This is a genomic window from Yersinia sp. 2542 StPb PI, assembly GCF_048593855.1.
Taxonomy (GTDB): domain Bacteria; phylum Pseudomonadota; class Gammaproteobacteria; order Enterobacterales; family Enterobacteriaceae; genus Yersinia; species Yersinia enterocolitica_E.
In genome coordinates this window covers 1-24,960 of the sequence record NZ_JAZGQA010000053.1, presented here as the reverse complement: position 1 = coordinate 24,960, position 24,960 = coordinate 1, and the positions used below count along the sequence as shown (strand labels likewise).

The window sequence follows — 24,960 nt, the reverse complement described above, 5'->3', positions numbered from 1 at the left end:
GTAATAAATACAAATAAACATCAAATTAATAACATTAAAAACACAAATTGAATTTATAACTCCCTCTGTGGCACGTCGATAACCCCAAAATAGAACAACGGTAACAATAATTAATCGAAATTGAGATGAGTCTCTCATTTTCCAGCCAGTTGGCTTATTTCTCCTCGATTCTAAGGCACCATTTTCTGCGATATGCCGAACAGTAACGCAGTTTATATCGCGATAATTCCGCCAGCACATCTGGCGTTGATCTTTTTCTTTCATTTATCGCGAATATGGTATAATCCTCTGAAAGCCCCCATCGCTTATAGATAGCCTGCCTTCATGACCATCCCCTACGCGACCCCGCTTTTAATGTAAAAATTATGTCAATTGTCGTATTCACCAAAACAATAGTTGACCACCGGTGTCTGAAGAAATGTATCGCTATCGAGTTACATCCATATGCGTTACAAACCCGCACTTAACGCATAACGATAGAGTTCATATGATAAAGCCGCAGAAATTCCATATCTCACTGCTCCACCCGCGCTACTGGCTGACCTGGTTTGGCCTGGGGGTATTATTTCTGTTAGTCCAACTCCCCTACCCGCTGTTAAACAAGTTAGGAATTTGGTTGGGGCGTACCTCAATGCGCTTCCTGAAACGGCGGGTATCTATCGCCCGGCGCAATCTGGAGCTTTGTTTCCCTGATATGGATAAGCAAACTCTTGAACGGACTATCGTCGGTAATTTTGAATCCTTAGGCATGGGGTTGCTGGAAACCGGCATGGCCTGGTTTTGGCCCGATGCGCGCATTAAGCGCTGGTTTACCGTGACGGGTCTGGATAACCTGAAAAAAGCGCAGCAAGGACAGCGCGGCGTACTGGTGATTGGCGTCCATTTTATGTCGCTGGAACTTGGCGGCCGCGTAATGGGGCAATGCCAGCCAATGATGGCGATGTATCGCCCGCATAACAATAAAGTGATGGAATTAGTGCAGACCTGGGGCCGTATGCGCTCGAATAAGGCCATGCTGGACCGTAAAGATCTTCGTGGCATGGTGCAGGCATTGAAAAAAGGTGAAGCTGTGTGGTTTGCACCGGATCAGGATTACGGCCCACGTGGCAGTGTGTTTGCACCACTGTTCGCCGTCAATCAGGCCGCGACCACCAGTGGCACTTTTATGTTGGCCCGGCTAGCCAAACCGGCACTGTTGCCATTGGTTTTACTGCGTAAAACAGATGGTAGCGGCTATGACTTGCTGATCCAGCCGGCATTAGAAGACTATCCGCTTGATGATGAGATAGCGGCCGCCAGCTATATGAACAAAGTTATCGAAAAAGAGATCATGCGCGCACCTGAGCAATATCTGTGGCTACACCGCCGCTTTAAAACCCGCCCAGCCGGTGCGCCATCGCTGTATTAAGCATCAACAAGATCTGTCATAAAAACCCGGCCTATGTCGGGTTTTTTATTAGCTAACATCCACTCAATATCGCGAAGCTATAACTGCGCTTCAGCTTCATCGGGATCATCTATCGCATCGTCTGGTGTGATAAGCGCACGCCCCGGCAACGTTTTGCATGCAGGCCCACCGGTAGGGGGGGCTGTAGTGGGATAACTCTCCTGCGGCGAGACATAAACTGGCGTGGTTGCCACGAAGCCATCACTGAATGTGGCCTCGATAAAGGTCGCCTGCCAACCGGTAGCTGGCGTGCTAAGTGCAACTTCAAGGGTATTACCCGGGGCCACGGCCAACGGAAATGCGCTATATCTTATATCGCACGCATAGCGGAAATCGCGAGCATCGGGGTTAGCTGCGGTCCATAACAGCACCTTTTCTGGCGTCTCTGACAGACTAACCGTGACGGTTTGCACCTTATCTTTCATTGCCAGAGTGGTATTCAACTGCGGCATCGGTGTGGCTTGCCGTAAACGGTTAACAAAGGTGATCAACGACTGTTCGCTAAATGCTTTAATACCAGAGTGACTGGAGTTAGGTACAACCCGCAACGTTTTATCACCGGGTAATTTGTCATAATAAAAATCCGTATTATCAGGCACGTAGAAATCATCACCACTGGCATTAATAATGTATTTCGCAATACTGAGCCGGGGTTGATACTCACTCGTCAGGTACTGTAGGGGATCCATAATCTGCATCAGTTTGGCAAAGCCGGGGGTACTCAGTTTCTTATCAATCTCTTCCTGATAGTAGGGGGTGAAGGCTATAGGCCAGTTGCCACCATAAGATTGATACATATGTTCCAATGCGGCGCGGGTATCCAGCAGATCAATCACAAAAGGCACAATAGCCTCCACACGTGAATCCGCAATTGCCGTCAGCCAACTGGTCCAGCCACGCTTGGATAAACCGGTGACAATAAAACTGTCTAAGGCTTTTTCCGGTAAGGCTTGCTGTGCCATGGTCATCGCCTGAGAAATCGCCGCCACCATCGGGACATGTAGCGGTAATATTGAACGGGCTTCTGGGGCATCTATAAATAAAGTCCAACTACGCGCAACACTATAATCTTCCTTACGCGGATTCCCATCTTGTTGATATTCAAGGTACTGATTGGGAATGGTGCTAATGGCAATCACCACCGTGTCAGTTGAGCGGGCAATATTTTGCAAGGTCTCGATAGCAAAATCGCCAGGACCGGAGGGAGGAATGGTTTCAGTACCATAGTTGGTACCATTATTGATGACCACCAGCGCCTTGGTGGACGTGCTATTTTCGGGAATAAAGATCTCCACTTCATGCTGCCATGCAGCAGGGGAGACTAAGCTCTCCGGCGACCAATTCTGCGAGGTCAGTTGGTAACGGCGCCACTCCAACCCCGGCAGGTTTTCCTGACTGAGCAAGTTATAGATAAGGGGTTCTGCGGCCAGCTTTTCTCTGTAACAAGACAGAACCTGAGTAAAATCGGTATCACTGCATTTTGCAGTTTCAACATTCACCTGTGCCAGACAACTGGCGGTAAACAGCAATGGCAGCCCGCACATCAGGGCGGTTAAATAACGAGGCATAATCCCTATCCTTCTCTCTAATGTGTTTACGTTAAAACACTCCCAAGAGGATTAGATAACGGATCAGAGATTTAAAAAATCCGAATTTCACCTGTCTATGCCGCTTTTTATGTTATTACATTGACGAAATGTATACCTCAGTCTGGTTCAATTACTCTTATCTCTCGTTCATCGCTGTATATAAGAATTTTCTGCACTAAAAAGTATCAATCCGCCGTTAAATGCGCCATTTAAGTGCATCCTACCCGGTCAGAAATTACCTACAAAGAGTTAACGCTAAGTAATTACTCATATCATCAATGAAATGCAACTCTGGCATCCCATTTGCTAATACCAAACTGGCTACACGCCAACAGACAGCGACGGTGCATCACTGGTGCGCTACAAAATTAAAATAGGCTCGACTTTGCCTCACAGGACGCTTTCATGAAGAAAATAATGATTTCAACACTGGTTGCCGCCGCCTCATTAGTGGCATTAGCGGGTCAGGCCCACGCGGGCACTACTTTGGATGCGGTGAAGAAAAAAGGTTTTGTACAATGTGGTATCAGTGATGGGTTGCCCGGTTTCTCCTATGCAGATGCCAGCGGCAAGTTCTCTGGTCTGGATGTCGATGTCTGCCGTGGCGTAGCTGCTGCCATTTTTGGTGATGCAGAAAAAGTAAAATACACCCCGCTTACCGCAAAAGAGCGTTTTACCGCCCTGCAATCGGGTGAAGTTGATATTTTGTCACGTAACACCACCTGGACTTCATCCCGTGATGCTGGCATGGGGATGTTATTTACCGGAGTGAACTATTACGACGGTATCGGCTTCCTGACCCACAATAAAGCGGGGCTGAAAAGCGCCAAAGAGCTGGACGGGGCGACGGTGTGTATTCAGGCCGGTACAGATACTGAGTTGAACGTCGCTGATTACTTTAAAGCCAATAAAATGCAATACACTCCAGTTACCTTCGACCGTTCTGACGAAAGTGCCAAGGCATTGGATTCCGGGCGCTGTGACACATTGGCCTCTGACCAATCACAACTGTACGCACTGCGTATCAAATTAGGTAAACCAGACGAATTTATAGTATTACCGGAAGTTATCTCTAAAGAACCACTGGGACCGGTTGTGCGCCGGGGTGATGAGGACTGGTTCGCCATCGTGCGCTGGACACTGTTTGCCATGTTAAATGCTGAAGAGATGGGTGTGACGTCGAAAAACGTCGAAGCACTGGCAGCAAAACCAACCACACCGGATATGGCCCATCTGTTAGGTCAGGAAGGCAACTATGGTAAAGATCTGAAAGTGCCTAACGATTGGGTGGTTAAAATCGTGAAACAAGTGGGTAACTACGGCGAAAGCTTCGACCGTAACGTCGGTTTGGGCAGTGAGCTGAAAATAAAACGCGGCCAGAATGCGCTGTGGAACAATGGCGGTCTCCAGTACGCGCCTCCGGTTCGCTGATTACTGATTACCTCTCCGGCAGGCCCGCCCTGCCGGATGTATTATCCAGACCGAGGCCCACACTATGTCACAACGCCCAACCGTCAAAGGTGCCTTTTCGCTGACCAATCCAGCGGTACGCGCCTGGTTGTATCAAATTATCGCGCTATTGATACTGATCGGATGCGGTGCGTATCTTTTCCATAACACCATTACCAACCTGTCGACCCGGGGCATCACCTCCGGCTTTGCTTTCCTGAATAACAGCGCCGGTTTTGGTATTGTTCAGCATCTTATCGATTATGAGCAAGGTGATACCTACGGCCGGGTGTTTTTGGTCGGGTTATTCAATACCTTGCTGGTATCAGTATTATGTATTTTCTTTGCGTCGATCCTCGGGTTCTTCCTTGGGCTGGCGCGTTTATCTGATAACTGGCTGTTACGCAAACTGTCCACTATCTATATCGAGACATTCCGTAATATCCCGCCCTTGCTGCAAATCTTCTTCTGGTATTTCGCGGTATTACGCAATCTACCGGGGCCACGACAGAGTCTGGATGCCTTCGGTGTGGCTTTTCTCAGCAACCGTGGCTTGTATCTGCCATCACCGGAGTTTGCTGCCGGTTTTATACCCGCCATACTCGCTGTGCTGCTGGCCGTTGTTATCACCGTGGCGCTGTATCGCTATAACCATTTCCGTCAGTTACATACCGGTCAGTTTCACCGCACCTGGCCGATGGCCTTACTACTGTTGATGGCTCTACCAGCAGCGGCCCATTTTCTGTATGGCTCGGCACTGCATTGGGATCTACCGCAGTTACGCGGCTTTAACTTTAAAGGTGGCCTGGTTCTTATCCCTGAATTGGCGGCCTTGACCTTGGCACTGTCAGTTTATACCTCGACCTTTATTGCTGAGGTGATTCGTTCAGGCATTCAGTCCGTGCCCTATGGTCAGCATGAAGCAGCCCGTTCACTGGCGCTGCCCAACACCGTCACCTTGCGTCAGGTTATTCTGCCACAGGCGTTACGGGTCATCATTCCGCCACTCACCAGTCAATACCTGAACATCGTCAAAAACTCCTCACTGGCAGCCGCTATCGGCTATCCAGATATGGTGTCGTTGTTTGCCGGCACAGTGCTGAACCAGACTGGTCAGGCGATAGAAACCATCGCCATTACCATGTCAGTCTATTTGGTTATTAGCCTATCCATTTCATTTTTAATGAATCTCTACAACCGGCGGATCGCGCTGGTAGAGCGCTAAGGGAAGCGAATGACGATGACACTAACCCGTGAACCACCCAGCACAGTACGGCCGGGCAACCCGTTAAGCCGGATGGTGTTTTGGGCGAGAAAGAATTTGTTTTCCAGTTGGACTAATAGTCTGCTGACGCTGCTGTGCCTGTGGCTGATGTGGCAATTGATCCCGCCATTACTGAATTGGACTATTTTTAACGCCAACTGGCTAGGTACATCGCGCACTGATTGTACCCGTGAGGGTGCCTGCTGGGTGTTTATTCATGCGCGCTTTGGCCAATTTATGTATGGCCTTTATCCCATTGAGCAGCGCTGGCGCATCAACACCACCTTGATCATCGGATTGCTGACGCTCATTCCATTGTTCTGGCGCGCTATGCCACATCGAGGCCGCTATTTGGCGGTGTGGATGGTGGCGTACCCACTGCTGGTGTGGTTGATGTTATATGGCGGTTTCCTCGGGTTAACCCGGGTTGAGACCCGCCAGTGGGGCGGCCTGACACTGACGCTGATCATTGCCGCAGTAGGTATTGCCGGTGCGCTACCGCTGGGGATTTTATTGGCCTTGGCCCGCCGTTCGAGTATGCCAGTGGTGCGTATTCTGTCAGTGGTATTTATCGAGTTCTGGCGCGGGGTGCCGCTAATCACCGTGCTGTTTATGTCCTCGGTGATGTTGCCGCTGTTTATGACCGAAGGCACCAGCATCGACAAACTGATCCGTGCCTTGGTCGGGGTGGTATTGTTCCAATCGGCCTATGTGGCAGAAGTGGTGCGCGGCGGGTTACAGGCCTTGCCCAGAGGACAGACCGAAGCCGCCGAGTCACTGGGGCTGGGCTATTGGAAAACCCAAGGGCTGGTCATTTTGCCACAAGCCCTGAAGATGGTGATCCCCGGGTTGGTAAACACCATTATCGCCCTGTTTAAAGATACCAGTCTGGTTATCATCATTGGTCTGTTTGATTTGTTCAGCAGCGTGCAACAAGCCACCGTCGACCCTGCCTGGTTGGGGATGTCGACCGAAGGCTATGTCTTTGCCGCCGCTGTCTATTGGATTTTCTGTTTCAGCATGTCGCGCTACAGCCAGCATCTGGAAAAGCGCTTTCACACCGGACGTTCCACACATTGAGGCATAACATGAGCGACAATCAGCCAACTCCAGGTGATAAAATGATGATTACGCTGGAAAACGTCAATAAGTGGTACGGGCAGTTCCACGTATTGAAAGATATCAATTTACATGTGCGCCCTGGCGAACGCATCGTACTTTGCGGTCCTTCTGGCTCAGGTAAATCTACCACTATCCGCTGCATCAACCATCTGGAAGAGCATCAGCAGGGGAAAATCATGGTGGATGGCATCGAACTTAACGATGACCTGCGCAATATTGAACGGGTACGTACCGAGGTCGGCATGGTGTTCCAACACTTCAATCTGTTCCCGCACTTAACGGTGATGCAAAACTGCACGCTGGCGCCAAGCTGGGTACGTAAGATGCCAAAGAAAGAGGCCGACGAATTGGCAATGCATTATTTAGAACGAGTGCGGATTGCAGAGCACGCCCATAAGTTCCCCGGCCAACTTTCCGGTGGCCAGCAGCAGCGGGTGGCAATCGCCCGTTCGCTGTGTATGAAACCCAAAATCATGCTATTTGATGAACCAACCTCGGCGCTGGACCCTGAGATGGTGAAAGAAGTGCTGGATACCATGATCAGTCTGGCAAATGAAGGCATGACCATGTTGTGTGTAACCCACGAGATGGGTTTTGCCCGTACCGTTGCCGATCGGGTTATTTTTATGGACCGTGGGGAGATAGTGGAACAAGCACCACCCGCCGAATTCTTTTCTAACCCGAAATCAGAGCGCACCCAGGCGTTTCTGGCGCAGGTTATTCATTAACTGATTCATTACTTTGGGTTTTCCATTGCGTACTTGCGGGTGAGGGTGTCCTCACCCTTTTTATAAACCGGCCACCGAACGGCAGCCGGATTTAAGAAGCGTTAACCTTCTTTTTCGATCAGCAGCGCTTCCAGCAAATCCAAATCGTGCAGCAGTTTTTGCAGCGTTTCATTGCTGATTTTCTGCGTCGCACGCAGGTGATACAGTTCCCCACGCTCGGCTCGTAATGCGGTTAAACGAAAACGCCGCTCCAGATTCTCAACCAGCAAGGTGTTCTCAATTTCATCCTTACTGCCGGTACGCCGTCGCAATGTCCCGATAACTCGTGAACTGATCTCTTTTAGCAACTCTGGGTCAATATTCTCCTCGCTGCTGGCTGCCAGCCGCTCTTCCATTTTATTCAGGCTAACAATTGCCACCTCGGCAGTCGCCGCCCGGGCGAAACGCACTTCTTCACGGCTGGCACTTTTATCTGCTACCACCACACCACGCAGCAATGGCGGCAAAGCAATCACCCCGATAATAACCGACAGCAGAATCACACCGGTGGCGATAAATACCAACTGGTAACGGGATGGGAAGGCTGAACCATCGCTGAGGAATAACGGAATAGAGAGGACACCGGCAAGAGTAATCGCTCCCCGTACCCCTGCGAATGACGCCACCCACAGTTCACGTGTGGTGTAATTGCCAAACTCCAGTGGCCGTTTGGTCAGGATGCGTTTACTGATTTTCTTCATCGACCATAGCCAGCTAAAGCGCAGTACCAACAACGCACCATAAATAATGGCAACATCCGCGAAGAGGTTCCAGGTTTGAATGGTTGGGTCCAGTTCAGCCTGTATGATTGATGTTTCCAAAATCCCCGGTAATTGCAGCCCCAACAGGATGAACACCATGCCGTTAAACACAAACTCCAGCATCGACCACACGCTGTCAGCACGTAACCGCATCGTCAATGGCGCATTACGGATAACCCCGGACTGACTGATGGTCATCCCTGCCGCCACTGCGGCCAGAATGCCGGAGACGCCAATATGCTCAGCAATCAGATAAGAAGCGAACGGCAACAGCAGCAGTAAGACAATTTGTGTTGCCGGATCATCACCACTCCAGCGGCTCATCAGGCGCAGTGACTTACTGTATAGCCAGGTTACCGCCACACCAGCCAGCAGGCCACCAATCGCCACTTTTAGGAACTCAAGTGTGGCACCAGACACGGTAAAGACCATCGTCCCCATTGCAACCGCAATGGCAAACTTTAGCGCAACCAGACCAGAGGCATCATTCATCAACGCCTCCCCTTCTAATACGCCCATAATCGATTTAGGTATGCGCCCTTTCCCCACAATGCCGGATAATGCCACAGCATCGGTTGGCGACAATACCGCCGCCAGTGCAAACGCGGCTACCAGCGGAATACCCGGCACCATCCAGTAAATCAGATAGCCGATACCCACCACGGTGACCAGCACCAATGCCAGCGCCAGACCAAATATCTCCCGCCCATGGTGAATAAACTCTCGTGTCGGTGTTTTCCAGCCGTCGGCAAAGAGCAGCGGTGGAATAAACAGTACCAGGAATAATTCCGGGTCAAAATCGACATGCAAACCAAAGTGGGGGAAGGCCAACAAGGCACCACAGACAATCTGCATCAGAGGAAGGGGGATTTGAAACGGCAACATCCGAGTGACAACGCCGGAAAGCGACACCACCAGAATCAGGATGAGGATTGTAAAAAAGATTTCCATGCTTTCCTTAGACTCAACTCAACACAACTCAATATAAGATTTAACCTCACCCGCCCGTAGACAGGGCCGGAGTTTAGCTTTTGATAGTAGATCACTTTTTTGTTAAACGGGGAAAAAACCTGTAACTGATGGCAGGAAAAAACAAAGAAAATAGGGTTATTAAAAACCGCTGTGGCATCGGGGACAGCGTCACCCCGATGCCAGCAAAAACTCATCGCTTAGATTGCCCAGCCACCCGCATAGAATGCCACTAACGCGATAGCGATAATCACAGTACCGACATTCAGTTTACGCCATTCACCGGAACAGATACGGCCAATAACCAGCGAGCTGAAGCCCAACATAATACCGGTGACGATATTACAAGTCAGCACGATAAACACGGCACAGAGCAGGCCAGACATCGCATCAACAAAGTCTTCGAAATCCAGTTTGGATACGTTGCTCAACATCAGCAACCCTACATACATCAGAGCCGGTGCCGTCGCATAAGCCGGAACCAAATAGGATAGTGGCGACAGGAACAGCATCAGCAGGAACAAAATACCTACCACGGTAGCGGTCAAACCGGTTTTACCACCAGCGGCAGTACCGGCGGCAGATTCGATATAAACCGCCGCAGGCGCAGCGCCCACCAAACCAGCAAAAATGCTGCTGACGGAGTCAGATGTCAGAGCTTTACCGCCGCTGATGATCTGGCCGTCTTTATCCAACAAATTAGCCTGACCCGCTACCGCGCGGATAGTCCCGGTGGCATCAAATACGGCAGTCATCACTAATGCCAATACACTTGGCAGCACCACAGGTTTCAATGCACCCATGATATCAAGGCTGAAAATCAATGAATTGCCGTTAGCATCCGCCAGGCTTGGCATCGCAAACAGCCCTTGATAGGTCACACTCGGATCAAAAATCAGGCCGATAACCGAGATGGCGATGATCACCAGCAGAATGCCACCCGGCACTCGCAGTTTTTCCAGACCGAAAATCACCGCCAGCCCCAGCAAAGTCATCATGACCGGGAAAGAGGTAAATGCACCCAGTGCAACCGGTAAACCTTCAATCGGGTTTTTGATAACCAGGCCGACACCGTTTGCTGCAATCAGCAACAGGAACAAGCCGATACCGATACCGGTACCATGTGCCACGCCCATCGGCAAATTACGCAATATCCATGAACGGATACCGGTCACAGAGATAATAGTGAACAGCACCCCCATCAGGAATACTGCCCCCAATGCCACAGGAATACTGATGTGTTGCCCCAGCACCAAGCTGAATGCCGTAAACGCTGTCAGTGATATGGCGCAACCAATCGCCATCGGCAAGTTGGCCCACAACCCCATCAACAAAGAACCAAGACCGGCAACCAGACAGGTTGCCACAAACACCGCTGTTGGTGGGAAACCCGCTTTGCCAAGCATACTTGGTACAACAATGACCGAGTAGACCATGGCGAGAAAGGTTGTCAGGCCAGCCAGCACTTCCTGGCGTACATTACTGCCGCGTTCACTAAGCTTGAAAAATGCATCAAGCGAACCTTTTGGCGTTACTGCCCGGTTCACTTGAGGGTTGGTGCTAGACATGGTTATGTCCCCTGTGTGTCATTTTAAAGTAGTCAGCAAGTCAGGCGCCCTTCCCTACGTAATCGTTTCCGTTTTTGCCGATTAACTCGACAACGCCTCCAACATCTTCATGGTGGAGAAAATAGCAAACGATTAGCTGGAAGCACGCATGACTGAAAAAAAATCGAAGGAAACAATCCCCCCGCAATAAGCGTATTGGAAGGCAAACGATTATCTAGCTATTGGCAGCGACTAATCAACACCAGATAGCGACATTTATTGCATTTTTTTACATTAATTTGTCGGGGAGCATTAATTTGACGGGAAACAAAAGTGTGAGTAGCCTCACACTCATTTACTTTGCGTGGCAATGATGCCGAATCATCGGTTATCAGCCTTCCAGTTTGTAAGCTCCGCCCTTCTCAATCGCCTGTTGGTAGGCTGGGCGCTGATGAATACGCACTAAGAAATCTTGCAGTTTCGGGAACCCCTCAAGACCACCACGGGTGTTGATTGCCTCGATAGGAAAACTCATCTGAATATCCGCCGCGCTGAAATCACTGCCAGCAAACCACTGATTATTCGTCAAATGCTGTTCCAGATAATCGCGGTGAGTAGCAATTTGCTTATTCAGATAACTTTTCTGTACGCCATCACCCAGAGCCTTGGCAACCGGGCGAATAATCCACGGCACTGGCGGCCCACCCAATCGGCTAAAGATAAGTTTCATCACCAGCAAGGGCATCAATGAGCCTTCGGCATAGTGCATCCAGTAACGGAACTGTTGACGATCATAGTGACCGGTGGGCTTAAATAGCCCCTGTGCATCATAGGTTTCCTGTAAATACTCAATAATGGCACCAGACTCCGCCAAGGTGAGATCACCATCAGTAATCACCGGTGATTTCCCCAATGGATGGATTTTTTTCAATTCTGGTGGTGCCAGTAAGCTGCCGGGGTCGCGCTGATAGCGCTTCAACTCATAAGGAACTTGCAGTTCCTCCAGCATCCACAAGATACGTTGTGAACGTGAATTATTCAGATGGTGAACCGTGACCATGACCAAGCTCCATATGATGAACATCAGAGTATTGATTATAGTGATAAAATCATTTTTTGGTTTGCAAAGCTGCCAACACCGATTTTAAGAAAGCAAAAACAGATATATCGAGGTATAAAAATCTCATCCCTCAGGCGCGGCTTAACACCAACAAAAAGCCCTGTCGAGACAGGGCTTTATTTTCCTAATCAGCACTGTTGTGCTTAAAAAACAGCGCCATCAGAACGGGATATCATCATCGAAATCCATTGGTGGCTCATTGCCGCCTTGTGGTTGTGCTGCTGGTGCAGACTGGGCCGGACGTGAAGTCTGACCGCCGCTGAACTGGTTACCACCTTGTGGCTGCTGAGGTTGACCCCAACCGCCTTGCGCCCCGCCGTCTTGTGGTGCACCACCACCTGCCGGAGCACCGCCGCCCTGACGGCCACCCAGCATTTGCATGGTGCCGCCCACATTAACCACAACTTCTGTGGTGTATTTCTCAACACCAGCCTGATCTGTCCATTTACGGGTTTGCAGTGCGCCTTCAATATAAACCTGAGAGCCTTTACGCAGATATTCACCCGCCACTTCTGCCAGTTTGCCGAACAACACCACACGGTGCCATTCAGTTTTTTCTTTCTGCTCGCCGGTGGCTTTATCACGCCAGCTTTCGGAAGTGGCCAGGGTGATATTGGCAACAGCTCCGCCGTTTGGCATGTAGCGGACTTCCGGGTCTTGGCCCAAATTCCCGACCAAAATCACTTTGTTTACGCCTCTGCTGGCCATGTGAACTCTCCTGATGAAGTAAATTTTGTACAGTACATGCTCTAAATAATTCGAGTTGCAGGAAGGCGGCAAACGAGATAATCCCGATGAGCTTACTGTCGTAAGTGATTCGGGTTATTAAGTGTAGCTAACGCACATGCAACTTGAAGTATGACGAGTATAAGCGAGTAAGTTTAACACGCTAGCAGGTAAACGGCACAGTAGATCATAACTGCGAAATGTGTTGCAGTTTTATCATGACATCTGCCTTAATTGCACTCGAATACTGGATATCCATTCAGGTTTTTTTGTGTCATAATTATCCGTTTCGTACTGGCTGTGTCCTTTTTTGACGCTGCAAAATGCGTCTATACATTACTCAAAGTAATTGGAGTTGCAGGTAGGCGGCGAGCGAGTCCCTATGAGCTTACAGCCAGTAAGTGATTAGGTGAGTGAACGCAGCCAACAACCCTGCGGCTTCAAGTACGAAGAGTAAAAAAGGGCACGGGAGAGGCTCAGTTTACATCCGGGAAGTGTTTGAATGGATAATATAGAAGTTCGGGGCGCTCGCACCCATAATCTTAAGAATATCAACCTGATTATCCCGCGCGACAAACTGATCGTGGTCACCGGTCTATCGGGTTCAGGCAAATCCTCACTGGCTTTTGATACCTTGTATGCCGAGGGGCAACGCCGTTATGTTGAGTCTCTTTCCGCCTATGCGCGCCAATTTCTATCGCTGATGGAAAAACCGGATGTCGACCATATTGAAGGTCTGTCACCGGCAATCTCTATTGAGCAAAAATCAACTTCGCATAACCCACGTTCGACTGTGGGTACCATCACTGAAATCCATGATTATCTGCGTTTGCTGTTCGCCCGTGTCGGTGAACCACGCTGCCCAGATCACGATGTTACGCTAGCCGCGCAAACCGTCAGTCAGATGGTGGATAACGTCATCAGTCAGCCGGAAGGCCGCCGCTTGATGTTACTGGCTCCGGTGGTAAAAGATCGCAAAGGCGAACATACCAAAACGCTGGAAGGTCTGGCTATGCAGGGCTATATCCGGGCGCGGATCGATGGCGAGGTGTGTGATCTGTCTGATCCACCGAAATTAGAACTGCAAAAAAAACATACCATTGAAGTGGTGGTCGATCGCTTCAAAGTGCGTGAAGATCTGGCTCAGCGTCTGGCTGAATCATTTGAAACGGCACTGGAGCTTTCTGGTGGTACTGCCGTCGTTGCCGATATGGACGACCCTCACGCCGAAGAGTTGCTGTTCTCCGCCAACTTTGCCTGCCCGATTTGCGGCTACAGTATGAGTGAGTTGGAACCACGCCTGTTCTCCTTTAACAACCCGGCGGGCGCCTGCCCAACTTGTGACGGCTTAGGGGTACAGCAGTTCTTTGATCCAGACCGTGTATTACAGAATCCAGAGCTGTCGCTGGCGGGTGGTGCCATCCGTGGTTGGGATCGCCGCAACTTCTATTACTTCCAGATGCTGCGTTCACTGGCAGATCATTATAAGTTTGATATCGAAACGCCATTTAACTCGCTCGATAGCGCGATACAGCACGCCGTTTTATACGGTTCTGGCAAAGATACCATTGAATTCAAATACATTAACGATCGGGGTGATACCACCGTTCGCCGCCACCCATTTGAAGGGGTGTTGCACAATATGGAACGTCGCTATAAAGAGACGGAATCCAGTGCAGTACGTGAGGAACTGGCCAAATATATTAGCAATCGCTCCTGTGCTTCATGCCACGGTACTCGCTTGCGCCGCGAAGCGCGTTATGTGTTTGTCGAAAACACCACTTTGCCCGAGATTTCTGAACTGAGCATCGGCCACGCACTGACCTTCTTCCAAAACATGAAACTAAGTGGTCAGCGGGCGCAAATTGCTGAGAAAGTACTGAAAGAGATTGGCGATCGGCTGAAGTTCCTGGTTAACGTCGGGCTGAATTATCTGTCGTTGTCCCGTTCGGCGGAAACACTGTCTGGTGGTGAAGCGCAACGTATCCGTTTGGCCAGTCAAATTGGCGCCGGCTTGGTGGGTGTCATGTATGTACTGGATGAACCGTCCATCGGCTTGCACCAACGTGATAATGAACGGTTGCTGGAAACGTTGATTCATCTGCGCAATCTGGGTAACACCGTGATTGTAGTGGAACATGATGAAGACGCTATCCGCGCAGCCGACCATGTGATTGATATTGGCCCGGGTGCGGGTGTGCATGGTGGTGAGGTGGTGGCCGAAGGGACCGTTGAGGACATCATGGCTGAGCCTAAGTCACTGACCGGTCAGTTCCTTAGCGGCAAACGAGAAATCGCCATACCTGCGCAACGCGTGCCGGGGGACCCAACCAAAGTGTTAAAACTGATTGGTGCCAGCGGCAATAACCTGAAAGATGTCACGCTGACCCTGCCGGTCGGGCTGTTTAGCTGTATTACCGGGGTTTCTGGCTCAGGTAAGTCAACGCTTATCAACGACACCTTATATTGTATCGCCCAGCGCCAGTTGAACGGCGCGACCAGCAACGAACCGGCGCCATTCCGTGAAATTCAAGGCTTGGAGCATTTCGATAAAGTCATCGATATTGACCAAAGCCCGATTGGCCGGACGCCACGCTCTAACCCGGCGACCTATACCGGTATCTTTACCCCCATTCGTGAGCTGTTTGCCGGTGTTCCTGAATCACGTACCCGTGGTTATACGCCAGGCCGCTTCAGCTTTAACGTCAAAGGGGGTCGTTGCGAGGCCTGCCAGGGCGACGGGGTGATTAAAGTCGAAATGCATTTTCTGCCCGATATCTATGTGCCATGCGACCAGTGTAAAGGTAAGCGTTATAACCGTGAAACGCTGGAAGTAAAATACAAAGGTAAAAGTATCCACGAAGTGCTGGCGATGACTATCGAAGAGGCTCGCGAGTTCTTTGATGCGGTTCCGGCACTGGCGCGTAAGCTGCAAACACTGATAGATGTGGGCCTGTCCTATATCTGTCTGGGGCAATCTGCGACTACGCTGTCGGGTGGTGAAGCGCAACGGGTGAAACTGTCGCGTGAACTATCAAAACGCGGCACCGGTCAGACGCTCTATATTCTGGACGAGCCGACTACCGGTCTGCATTTTGCTGATATTCAGCAACTGCTGGCGGTGTTGCATCAGCTGCGCGATCAGGGCAATACCATTGTGGTCATTGAGCACAATCTGGATGTGATTAAGACTGCTGATTGGATTGTCGATCTGGGGCCAGAAGGCGGTAGTGGCGGTGGCGAGATTCTGGTCGCCGGTACACCAGAGACTGTTGCAGAATGCGCCGCGTCACATACCGCACGCTTCCTCAAGCCAATGCTGCAACGTAAGTAGAGCATCAAATAATCTATCAGCATCCAAAATCATTGGAGCTGCAGGTTGGCAACCCGTGAACAACAAATCAGCCAGGCCCAAGGATGGGCCAAATAATGAACCTGGCTAACAACCCTGCAACTCCAAGTACCAAGGGGGTATCAAACAGCCAGCTCCTGTCGCCTATGTTCCGGTAACCCCTGCAATACCAATTGATAAGAGCGGTCAATTAACGAGTAAAATTGTGAGTTCGGTAATTGTCCATCCAGAAACACCGTGTTCCAGTGCGCTTTATTCAAGTGTTCACTCGGCACGATCTCCGGATGTTGCTCTCGCAAACTCTCCGCCAACTCAGGGCTGGTTTTTACCGAAATAGAGGGCCGCCCACCAATTTCACCCACCATCGCAAACATCACATCGGCTACTTTAATCTGATTGGTCTGCCATTCCTCATGATCACTCTGCTCTGCCCCCGGTTTAGACATGCAGTATTCCAATAATGCTGAATTATTCATTGGGTTATCTCCTGTAATGGGCCAGTGCCGTCTAGCGAAAGGGCCTCATAGCGTATTCATTCCATCGGATACAGCAACATGCTGAAGTATTAGCTTGCACTTATAACAGAAGATTTACTGTGAGCGATGAATGATCATTGGGCATGGGGCTGCCACCTTATTTAGTATATTCTTTAATCGATTTACAGCCATTGGCGGAGGGCTAACCAGACAGGTTATGTGGATAAGTGACGGAAAGATGGTGGAAAAAATAAAGCAAAAAGGCGATATTTCTATCGCCTTAAACAGTTCGTCGTCTCAGATAACGCGGATCTCTAATTACTGTACTGCCGCAAACGCAGCTGCTACCCGCTGAACATTGCTGTGGTTGACGCCTGCCATACACATCCTGCCGCTGGCAATCAGATACACGCCAAACTCGTCACGCAGACGGTCCACTTGAGCGGCACTAAAACCGGTATAGCTGAACATGCCACGCTGTTGCAGTAAGTAATCAAAATTGCGATTGGGTAGTGCTGCCTTCAAGGCTTCCACCAACGTGCTGCGCATTTCAATAATACGCCGACGCATCTGCTCCACTTCAGCCTGCCATTGCGCCCGTAACTCGCTGTCATGCAGTACTTTTGAAACAACCTGTGCACCAAAGTTTGGCGGGCTGGAATAGTTACGCCGCACCGTGGCTTTCAGTTGCCCCAATACCCGACCAGCAGCTTCTTCACTTTCACATACCACGGAAAGGCCACCGACCCGTTCGTTATACAGAGAGAAGATTTTAGAGAAGGAGTTACTGACCAGACAGGGTAACTCCGCTGCCGCCATGGCTCGAATCGCATAAGCATCTTCATTCAGCCCAGCACCAAAACCCTGATAGGCAATATCCAGGAACGGGATCAGATCCCGGTCTTTAGCCGCGCCAATAACCTGATCCCACTGTGCATTCGTCAGATCAGATCCGGTTGGGTTATGGCAGCAAGGATGGAGCAAAACAATGCTTCTGGCCGGTAACTGCTGCAACGTTGCCAGCATTTGATCGAATTTTACGCCCAGCTTGTCATTATCAAAGTACGGGTAGGTATTCACCTTAAACCCTGCGCCACTGAAAATAGCGACATGGTTTTCCCACGTAGGGTCACTGACCCACACCTGAGAATCTGGGAAATAGGAATGAAGGAAATCAGCACCCACTTTCAATGCACCGGAGCCACCGACAGTTTGGATAGTCGCTACTCGTTGCTGAGCCAGCATAGGGTGATCGCTGCCAAATAGTAGCTGCAAAATAGCAGTACGATAAGATTGCAGACCTTCCATCGGCAAGTAAACCGGTGTCCCATGTGGCTGAGCATTCAATTGGGTTTCAGCGGTATCCACTGCCTGCATTTGCGGGATCTCACCCTGCTCATTGTAATAAAGCCCGATACTCAGATTCACTTTATGTGCCCGGCTATCGGCTTTAAAACTCTCCATCAATGACAGGATCGGGTCACCTGCATAGGCATCAACATTTTGGAACACGGCGCTGCTCTCCTGGATTGATAATAATTGTCTATACCTTGATTAGTCAGCTTACCTTATTCCCCTAAATATTCCATCGCTACTCGGGAGGTCAGCTTGGTGATCAATTCATAGGCACTGATACCGGTGTAAGCGGCGATCTTCTCAACCGGTAAATCCGCGCCCCACAACAGCACTTCATCACCGACTTTGTCGCTGCTATCTGGCCCAAGATCAACTGAAATCATGTCCATCGATACCCGCCCCACAATGTGCACTTCGCGGCCATTGACCCACATCGGCGTACCCGATGGTGCGCTGCGCGGATAACCATCACCGTAACCAATCGCCACCACACCCAGACGCGTATCACGTTCACTGACCCAAGTACCGCCGTAGCCCACTGGCTCACCGGCTTTATGTTCACGTACAGCAATCAGGCTGGATTTTAATGCCATCGCTGGCAGTAGACCAAAATGGCTGGCATAAGGTTCATCCAGCGGCGAAACGCCATACAGTATGATACCGGGACGAACCCAATCACGATGCGCTTGCGGCCACAGCAAAATACCGCCAGATGCAGCAATAGACTGTTTACCCGGTTTGCCAATAGCAAAGGCGTCAAAACACGCCAGTTGCTGGCGGGTAGTAGCCACTTCAGGTTCGTCGGCACGACTGAAGTGGCTCATAATATTAACTGGCTGACTAACGTTGCCGCAAGCACATAGCCGCTGGTAGAAGGCTTCGGCCTGCTCAGGACGGACTCCTAAACGATGCATACCGGTATCGAGCTTCATCCAGACATTGATCGGAGCAGGGAGATTGGCCGCTTCCAGCGCTTCTAATTGTTCAATACTGTGTACTGCGGTTTCAATCCGGTTAGCCACCAGAATAGGCAAGTCCTCTGCGGTAAAAAACCCTTCCAGCAGTAGAATAGGTTTTACAATTCCGCCAGAACGTAGCATCAGAGCTTCGCCGATGCGCGCGACGCCATAGCAATCGGCATCCTGCAAAGTATGTGCTGTTTCTAATAACCCGTGGCCATAAGCGTTTGCTTTCACAACAGCAATCAGGCGGCTTTGTGGCGCCATGCGCCGTACCTGATGCAAGTTATGTCGCAGAGCGCGGCGGTCGATTACTGCTGTTGCCGCTTTCATTTCTTATCCTTAATAATTGATGTTATACCCAAAGAACCTGATGTTGCAGGTCGCCTGCCAGCGAGGGTTCCGCGTGAGTCATCGCCGCTAACAACCCTGCAGCGTCAAGGACTAAGGGGAAACTATTCGTCGTCGTACTGTGGACCGGCATAGTTATCAAAGCGCGACCATTGACCGTTAAATTTCAGCCGGACAGATCCGATCGGACCGTTACGCTGTTTACCCAAAATAATCTGCGCGATCCCTTTCTCATCACTGTTCTCGTGATACACCTCGTCACGATAGATAAACATGATTAAGTCCGCATCTTGTTCGATAGAGCCGGATTCACGTAAGTCGGAGTTAACTGGCCGTTTATCAGCACGTTGCTCCAAACTACGGTTAAGCTGTGATAACGCCACTACCGGGACTTGCAACTCTTTCGCCAGTGCTTTGAGTGAGCGCGAAATCTCGGCGATTTCCAACGTTCGGTTATCTGAAAGAGACGGTACCCGCATCAATTGCAGGTAGTCGATCATAATCAGACTCAAACCACCATGTTCGCGGAAAATACGCCGCGCGCGGGAGCGCACTTCTGTCGGTGTCAGACCGGATGAGTCATCGATGTACATATTGCGTTTTTCCATCAATATACCCATGGTGCTGGAAATACGCGCCCAATCCTCATCATCGAGTTGGCCGGTTCGGATACGGGTCTGGTCAACATGTGACAGCGACGCCAGCATACGCATCATGATCTGATCGCCGGGCATCTCCAAACTAAAGATCAATACCGGTTTTTCCTGCATCATCGCGGCGTTTTCACACAAGTTCATCGCAAACGTGGTTTTACCCATTGATGGACGTGCGGCGACAATGATCAAATCTGATTTCTGTAATCCGGCGGTTTTTTTATCAAGGTCGGTAAAGCCGGTTGAAACACCGGTCACCCCATCATGGGGCCGCTGATAAAGTTGCTCAATTCGCGCGACCGTGGCTTCGAGGATTTGATCGACACTTTTCGGCCCTTCATCTTTACTGGCACGGCTTTCAGCTATCTGAAACACTTTGGATTCAGCCAAATCCAGCAGATCTTCACTGCTACGCCCTTGAGGATCATAACCGGCGTCAGCTATCTCATTGGCGACCGAGATCATTTCACGAACTACCGCACGTTCGCGCACGATATCAGCATAGGCACCAATATTCGCCGCACTTGGGGTGTTTTTCGATAACTCTGCCAGATAGGCAAATCCCCCCACCGAATCCAGATCGCCTTTTTGCTCTAGCGACTCAGATAAGGTGATCAAATCGATCGGTTTGCTGTTTTCCAGCAAACGCTGCATTTCAGTAAAGATTCGGCGATGCGGGCGGCTGAAGAAGTCATTGCTGGCAACGCGTTCTGACACATTATCCCAGCGTTCATTATCCAGCATCAAACCGCCCAACACGGACTGCTCTGCCTCCAGCGAATGAGGCGGGAGTTTCAGCCCTTCCATCTGGCGGTCTCGTGGCTCTGTCATATTGTTGGTTGGTTTTTTTGCGGCCATGAAGAGTGTTCTTTACCTTTGTTGCGATAGGAAAATATCGAATAGAAAATATAACGGCCTAGTATATACACAAAGTAATTGGAGTTGCAGGTAGACCGCAAATGAATGGAGCTGATGAGTTCAGAAAGTTCGGTGATGAGGAAAAAAATGCCGCTCACATTGCAGTACCGTCTTATTCGCAGAGGTAATAATATTCCCTATTACATATCGGTATTAGCCAGATCTTGGCACTCCGAGCAGAACCCTGTAGGGTGAAAATACACCTATCTATAGGAGCTACCATGGCAAAGCATATCCAATTCAGTACCACTGGCGGGCCGGAAGTGTTGCAATACCTTGACTTCACCCCTTCTGACCCTGCAGCACATGAAGTTCAGGTAGAAAACAAAGCGATCGGTATTAACTATATCGATACTTATGTTCGCAGTGGGCTTTATTCACCATCACAGTTTCCTAGTGGGTTGGGAACAGAGGCGGCGGGAATTGTCACCAAAGTTGGTTCGTCGGTTAACACAATCAACGTCGGTGACCGGGTGGTATATGCCCAATCAGCTCTCGGGGCTTACAGCGAAGTGCATAATGTTGCGGCAGAGAAGATTGCCATACTTCCTGACAACATCTCTTTCGAGCAGGCCGCAGCATCATTCCTCAAAGGGCTGACCGTCCACTATCTGTTGCGCCAAACCCACGAGATAAAACCGGGTGAGGTATTCCTATTCCATGCGGCGGCGGGTGGTGTCGGGCTAATTGCTTGCCAGTGGGCGAAAGCGCTTGGTGCTAAGCTTATCGGCAGTGTTGGCTCTGATGAAAAGGCCGAATTGGCAAAAGCCGCTGGCGCCTGGGCCACGATTAACTATCGTACAGAAAATATCGCCGAACGGGTGGCAGAGCTGACGAATGGCGAGAAAGTGGGTGTGGTGTATGACTCGGTTGGGAAAAGTACCTGGCTGGATTCGCTTAATAGCCTTAAGCGCAGAGGCTTGATGGTGAGTTTCGGTAATGCCTCCGGCCCAGTGACAGGAGTAGATCTTGCCATCCTGAACCAAAAAGGCGGGCTATATGTTACTCGCCCCTCCCTCAACACTTATGTCACCAATCGGCAAGAGTTAGCAAGTGCCAGCCACGAACTGTTTTCACTGATTGCTGGCGGAGCCATTAATGTCGATGTGGCAAAAGCACAGCAATTCCCGTTGCGTGATGCTCACCGTGCCCATCAAATCCTAGAAAGCCGCCAGACCACAGGATCCAGCTTACTGATACCCTGAGTTGTTTGGCCATTCCTAAGGTAATATTGTTGAAAAAACAAAGGGCTCCGATTAAGGAGCCCTTCTTTACAACGCTTTCTTTGATGCACATGTAGGGGTACAGCAGCGTATTCTGTCAGAGCTAACTGCCGTTTATACGGCTATTTTTACCTCTGGCAGGGATGAAAATGCGATACCAAATCGTATCGGTTAGCATCCTAGCAAGCACGCCCGAGAAAAAATACGTTTTCCCTCTGATTCGCCCCACTAATCTTTCAGGCTGTGATCGCTACCGCAAGAAAGGGAAATTTTAGTAACGCCGGACTATCGGTTTCTGCATCGAACGCCATATCCAGACCGCCACAACCGCCAGAATCAACCAAGGTAGCAGCTTAATCATCATGACGAATAAGCCACCCACCATCATAAAAGCAGCAGCCACCAGCAATGCAGCGAAGATCCCTAACAGGGAAATACCGGTTACCATCAGCATGACAAAAAAGCCGATAACAAAGAGAATTTCAAACATGGCTGGCTCCTTAATAAGGGTGTATGTCCCACAACCACATCATTAAATATAACGAACAAATCGGGGATTTTATAAGAAGTACTACAAGAAGCATGCCAACTTTAACATATCGGCTAATTCATTGAATTTACTGATTAAGTAATATTAATGCCTACCAGAAAAATGGATAGGCATGGTCAATTTGACTAACTTATAGCTAATTTACTATTCTATTATCCCCAAAGTAATTGGCGTCGCAGGTAGGCAGCAAGTGAACGCATCCCGATGAGCTTACACAGTCAAGTGATTTGGGTGACAAATCTGCCGGGAGCAGATTTGAACGCTGCTTGCAGCGGCCTCGCGATGCGAGGCCCACCGGATGGGCCGAGTAACTCGCGTAGCTAACAACCCTGCGACTTCAAGGACGAAGGGTATAAGGCCGAGTGACCAGCGCTAAGGCTTGCTCTACTACAGCAACGCCAGCACCAGGCTTATGGGCATTTTCGCTTAGATGACGACGCCATTGGCGCGCACCAGGAATTCCCTGAAAAATCCCAAGAATATGCCGGGTGATGTGGCCCAAATAAGCGCCGCGAGACAACTCCTGTTCGATATAAGGATAAAGCGCTTCAATCGCCTTAATGCTATCGACCACTGGGGCATTCACATCAAATAGTTCGCGATCCACTTGGGTCAAAATGCTTGGATTTTGGTAGGCTTCACGGCCCATCATTACCCCATCAAGATGTTTAAGATGCTCTTTGGCTTCAGCCAGCGTTTTCACACCACCATTAATGGCAATAGTCAGTGTTGGGAAATCACGCTTGAGCTGATAAACCCGCTCATAATCCAGCGGTGGCACTTCACGGTTCTCTTTCGGGCTAAGCCCTGAGAGCCAGGCTTTGCGAGCATGAATGGTAAAGATATCGCATTCGCCACGGTCCGCCACCGTTTGCACAAACTCGCACAAGAACTCATAGCTATCCAGTTGGTCAATGCCGATACGAGTTTTAACGGTGACAGGAATAGAAACCACATCGCGCATAGCTTTAATGCAGTCAGCGACCAGTTCAGCCTCACCCATCAGGCAAGCGCCAAAACGACCATTTTGTACCCGATCAGACGGGCAACCCACATTTAGGTTTATTTCATTGTAGCCGCGTTGTTCAGCCAATTTGGCACAATGGGCCAGCGCCTGCGGGTCACTGCCTCCAAGTTGCAGTGCCACCGGATGATCCTGTTCGCTATAAGCCAGATAGTCAGCTTTACCATGAATAATGGCACCGGTGGTGACCATTTCGGTATATAACAAGGTCTGCTTGGTTAACAAACGATGAAAATAACGGCAATGACGATCGGTCCAATCGAGCATCGGCGCGACGGAGAAACGTTGTAGGGGGTAGTGTGGCTTATTGGCCGGGGTGCTGGAAAAAGTCTGGGCTGCGTGCATTTACGGTGATTTCATCGGTTATTATTTCATCAAATACCCTTTGAAGTTGCCCGCCGAGCGAACCCTACAAAGGGATGGAATGACTAATTATACCATAGAAGCTGACCATAGCTGCCTGTGTGATAATTGAACTCTACGACTGATCGTTCTGTCATCGAATCCTGTGAATTAACAAAAGTGTGATACCCACCTTCCCCTCGTTTTTTCACCTCTCGGCGATTAACGCTAAATATGGTAAAATCAATTCAATTCAAATGCTGCGGGATGGATATAATGAAACCTATCGATGAGGAAAAGCTGCTGGCTCAGGCTGAAAGTCTGTGCCAACAACGTAACGTCCGGCTGACACCGCAGCGTCTTGAAGTACTACGCTTAATGGCACAACAACCTGGCGCAATCAGTGCCTATGACCTGTTGGATTTGTTGCGTGTGTCTGAGCCACAAGCCAAGCCTCCAACTGTTTATCGCGCATTGGATTTTTTGCTGGAGCAAGGGTTTATTCACCGCGTCGAGTCGGCTAATAGTTATGTGTTATGTCATCATTTTGAAGAGCCAACCCATACTTCAGCGCTATTTATCTGTGATCGGTGCAAAATAGTCACTGAACGCACCACAGTGGGCATTGAAGAGGCATTGGCACAGTTAGCAAAACAATCAGGTTTTGTACTGCGTCACAGTGTGGTTGAAGCGCACGGTTTATGTGCTGAATGCGGGGAAGTTGAAGCATGCGAAAGCCATGAGCATTGTGACCATGACCACTCTATTGTCACTAAAAAGAAATAGCTGCGTACCTAATTGAAGTTGCTGCAATGTTAGCTGCTCTACAATTACTTTAGATATAAATCCCTGGTGGGTATATATCGGTTAATAAAAAGCAGACTGCCGCGAGCAATGCGACAGGGTAATAATTAATAATAAGGCACATCCGTGTGCAGACGTAGATATAAATACAGGTTAGCTAGAATAGCTTTTATTAAAATAACCTCACCGCT

General features: G+C 49.8%; 20 protein-coding genes. 8 read left to right on the top strand and 12 right to left on the bottom strand.

Translation table 11 applies throughout. The features are described 5' to 3' along the window. Positions 1 to 264: hypothetical protein (locus V1952_RS09125; protein WP_420074633.1), on the bottom strand; the 264-nt coding region annotated here is incomplete at its 3' end. A 223-nt stretch (positions 265 to 487) separates the two neighbouring features. Between V1952_RS09125 and lpxP the strand changes: the two genes are divergently transcribed. Beyond that, on the top strand, positions 488 to 1,408 hold the full coding sequence (gene lpxP / locus V1952_RS09120) for a kdo(2)-lipid IV(A) palmitoleoyltransferase (protein WP_083162159.1): 921 nt from the start codon (positions 488 to 490) through the stop codon (positions 1,406 to 1,408). A gap of 77 nt (positions 1,409 to 1,485) precedes the next feature. Here lpxP and V1952_RS09115 read toward each other — a convergent pair whose 3' ends face one another. Next, on the bottom strand, positions 1,486 to 3,015 hold the full coding sequence (locus V1952_RS09115) for a PhoPQ-activated pathogenicity-related family protein (protein ID WP_372560382.1): 1,530 nt from the start codon (positions 3,013 to 3,015) through the stop codon (positions 1,486 to 1,488). 426 nt (positions 3,016 to 3,441) lie between these two features. On the opposite strand from V1952_RS09115, the gene V1952_RS09110 reads away from it, so the two are divergent. The 4 genes from V1952_RS09110 (at position 3,442) to V1952_RS09095 (ending at position 7,599) form a co-directional block, all read left to right on the top strand. Further along, positions 3,442 to 4,467, top strand: coding sequence for an amino acid ABC transporter substrate-binding protein (locus tag V1952_RS09110; protein WP_083162157.1), 1,026 nt, complete (start codon positions 3,442 to 3,444; stop codon positions 4,465 to 4,467). A 64-nt stretch (positions 4,468 to 4,531) separates the two neighbouring features. After that, a complete protein-coding gene (locus V1952_RS09105) occupies positions 4,532 to 5,710 on the top strand; it encodes an amino acid ABC transporter permease (protein WP_372560381.1) in 1,179 nt (392 codons plus the stop codon). A 15-nt stretch (positions 5,711 to 5,725) separates the two neighbouring features. Beyond that, on the top strand, positions 5,726 to 6,829 hold the full coding sequence (locus V1952_RS09100; protein WP_420071407.1) for an amino acid ABC transporter permease: 1,104 nt from the start codon (positions 5,726 to 5,728) through the stop codon (positions 6,827 to 6,829). Positions 6,830 to 6,837: 8 nt separating this feature from the next. Beyond that, complete coding sequence (locus V1952_RS09095) at positions 6,838 to 7,599, top strand: amino acid ABC transporter ATP-binding protein (RefSeq protein ID WP_042568985.1); 762 nt, start codon at positions 6,838 to 6,840, stop codon at positions 7,597 to 7,599. A 101-nt stretch (positions 7,600 to 7,700) separates the two neighbouring features. Here the strand turns inward: V1952_RS09095 and V1952_RS09090 are convergent, their stop codons facing one another. From V1952_RS09090 to ssb1, 4 genes are all read right to left on the bottom strand, one after another. Next, complete coding sequence (locus V1952_RS09090; RefSeq protein ID WP_083162147.1) at positions 7,701 to 9,350, bottom strand: Na+/H+ antiporter; 1,650 nt, start codon at positions 9,348 to 9,350, stop codon at positions 7,701 to 7,703. Positions 9,351 to 9,568: 218 nt separating this feature from the next. Further along, complete coding sequence (locus tag V1952_RS09085) at positions 9,569 to 10,936, bottom strand: NCS2 family permease (RefSeq protein ID WP_372560378.1); 1,368 nt, start codon at positions 10,934 to 10,936, stop codon at positions 9,569 to 9,571. A gap of 370 nt (positions 10,937 to 11,306) precedes the next feature. Next, complete coding sequence (locus V1952_RS09080; protein ID WP_083162143.1) at positions 11,307 to 11,975, bottom strand: glutathione S-transferase family protein; 669 nt, start codon at positions 11,973 to 11,975, stop codon at positions 11,307 to 11,309. 219 nt (positions 11,976 to 12,194) lie between these two features. Then, the gene (gene ssb1, locus V1952_RS09075) at positions 12,195 to 12,743 is read right to left on the bottom strand and encodes a single-stranded DNA-binding protein SSB1 (protein WP_005165221.1); all 549 of its coding nucleotides are present in this window, start codon (positions 12,741 to 12,743) and stop codon (positions 12,195 to 12,197) included. A 520-nt stretch (positions 12,744 to 13,263) separates the two neighbouring features. Here ssb1 and uvrA point away from each other — a divergent pair. Then, positions 13,264 to 16,095, top strand: a complete 2,832-nt coding sequence (gene uvrA, locus V1952_RS09070) for an excinuclease ABC subunit UvrA (protein WP_420071401.1) — start codon at positions 13,264 to 13,266, stop codon at positions 16,093 to 16,095. Between the two features lie 140 nt (positions 16,096 to 16,235). On the opposite strand, the gene V1952_RS09065 is transcribed toward uvrA, so the two are convergent. From V1952_RS09065 to dnaB, 4 genes are all read right to left on the bottom strand, one after another. Next, complete coding sequence (locus V1952_RS09065; protein ID WP_083162137.1) at positions 16,236 to 16,589, bottom strand: MmcQ/YjbR family DNA-binding protein; 354 nt, start codon at positions 16,587 to 16,589, stop codon at positions 16,236 to 16,238. Positions 16,590 to 16,907: 318 nt separating this feature from the next. Beyond that, complete coding sequence (locus tag V1952_RS09060; RefSeq protein ID WP_420074632.1) at positions 16,908 to 18,101, bottom strand: amino acid aminotransferase; 1,194 nt, start codon at positions 18,099 to 18,101, stop codon at positions 16,908 to 16,910. 56 nt (positions 18,102 to 18,157) lie between these two features. Beyond that, on the bottom strand, positions 18,158 to 19,237 hold the full coding sequence (gene alr, locus V1952_RS09055; RefSeq protein WP_420074631.1) for an alanine racemase: 1,080 nt from the start codon (positions 19,235 to 19,237) through the stop codon (positions 18,158 to 18,160). Positions 19,238 to 19,359: 122 nt separating this feature from the next. Continuing rightward, complete coding sequence (dnaB, locus tag V1952_RS09050) at positions 19,360 to 20,766, bottom strand: replicative DNA helicase (protein WP_005191462.1); 1,407 nt, start codon at positions 20,764 to 20,766, stop codon at positions 19,360 to 19,362. A 281-nt stretch (positions 20,767 to 21,047) separates the two neighbouring features. Between dnaB and V1952_RS09045 the strand changes: the two genes are divergently transcribed. Continuing rightward, a complete protein-coding gene (locus V1952_RS09045) occupies positions 21,048 to 22,031 on the top strand; it encodes a quinone oxidoreductase (RefSeq protein WP_372560375.1) in 984 nt (327 codons plus the stop codon). A gap of 289 nt (positions 22,032 to 22,320) precedes the next feature. Here V1952_RS09045 and pspG read toward each other — a convergent pair whose 3' ends face one another. Together pspG and dusA are read right to left on the bottom strand one after the other, a co-directional pair. After that, a complete protein-coding gene (pspG, locus tag V1952_RS09040) occupies positions 22,321 to 22,539 on the bottom strand; it encodes an envelope stress response protein PspG (RefSeq protein WP_420071404.1) in 219 nt (72 codons plus the stop codon). A gap of 397 nt (positions 22,540 to 22,936) precedes the next feature. Further along, positions 22,937 to 23,968, bottom strand: coding sequence for a tRNA dihydrouridine(20/20a) synthase DusA (gene dusA, locus V1952_RS09035; protein ID WP_372560374.1), 1,032 nt, complete (start codon positions 23,966 to 23,968; stop codon positions 22,937 to 22,939). 273 nt (positions 23,969 to 24,241) lie between these two features. On the opposite strand from dusA, the gene zur reads away from it, so the two are divergent. Beyond that, positions 24,242 to 24,751 (top strand): zinc uptake transcriptional repressor Zur, encoded by a 510-nt coding sequence (gene zur, locus V1952_RS09030; RefSeq protein WP_372560373.1) that lies wholly within the window; start codon positions 24,242 to 24,244, stop codon positions 24,749 to 24,751. Positions 24,752 to 24,960: the final 209 nt, after the last annotated feature.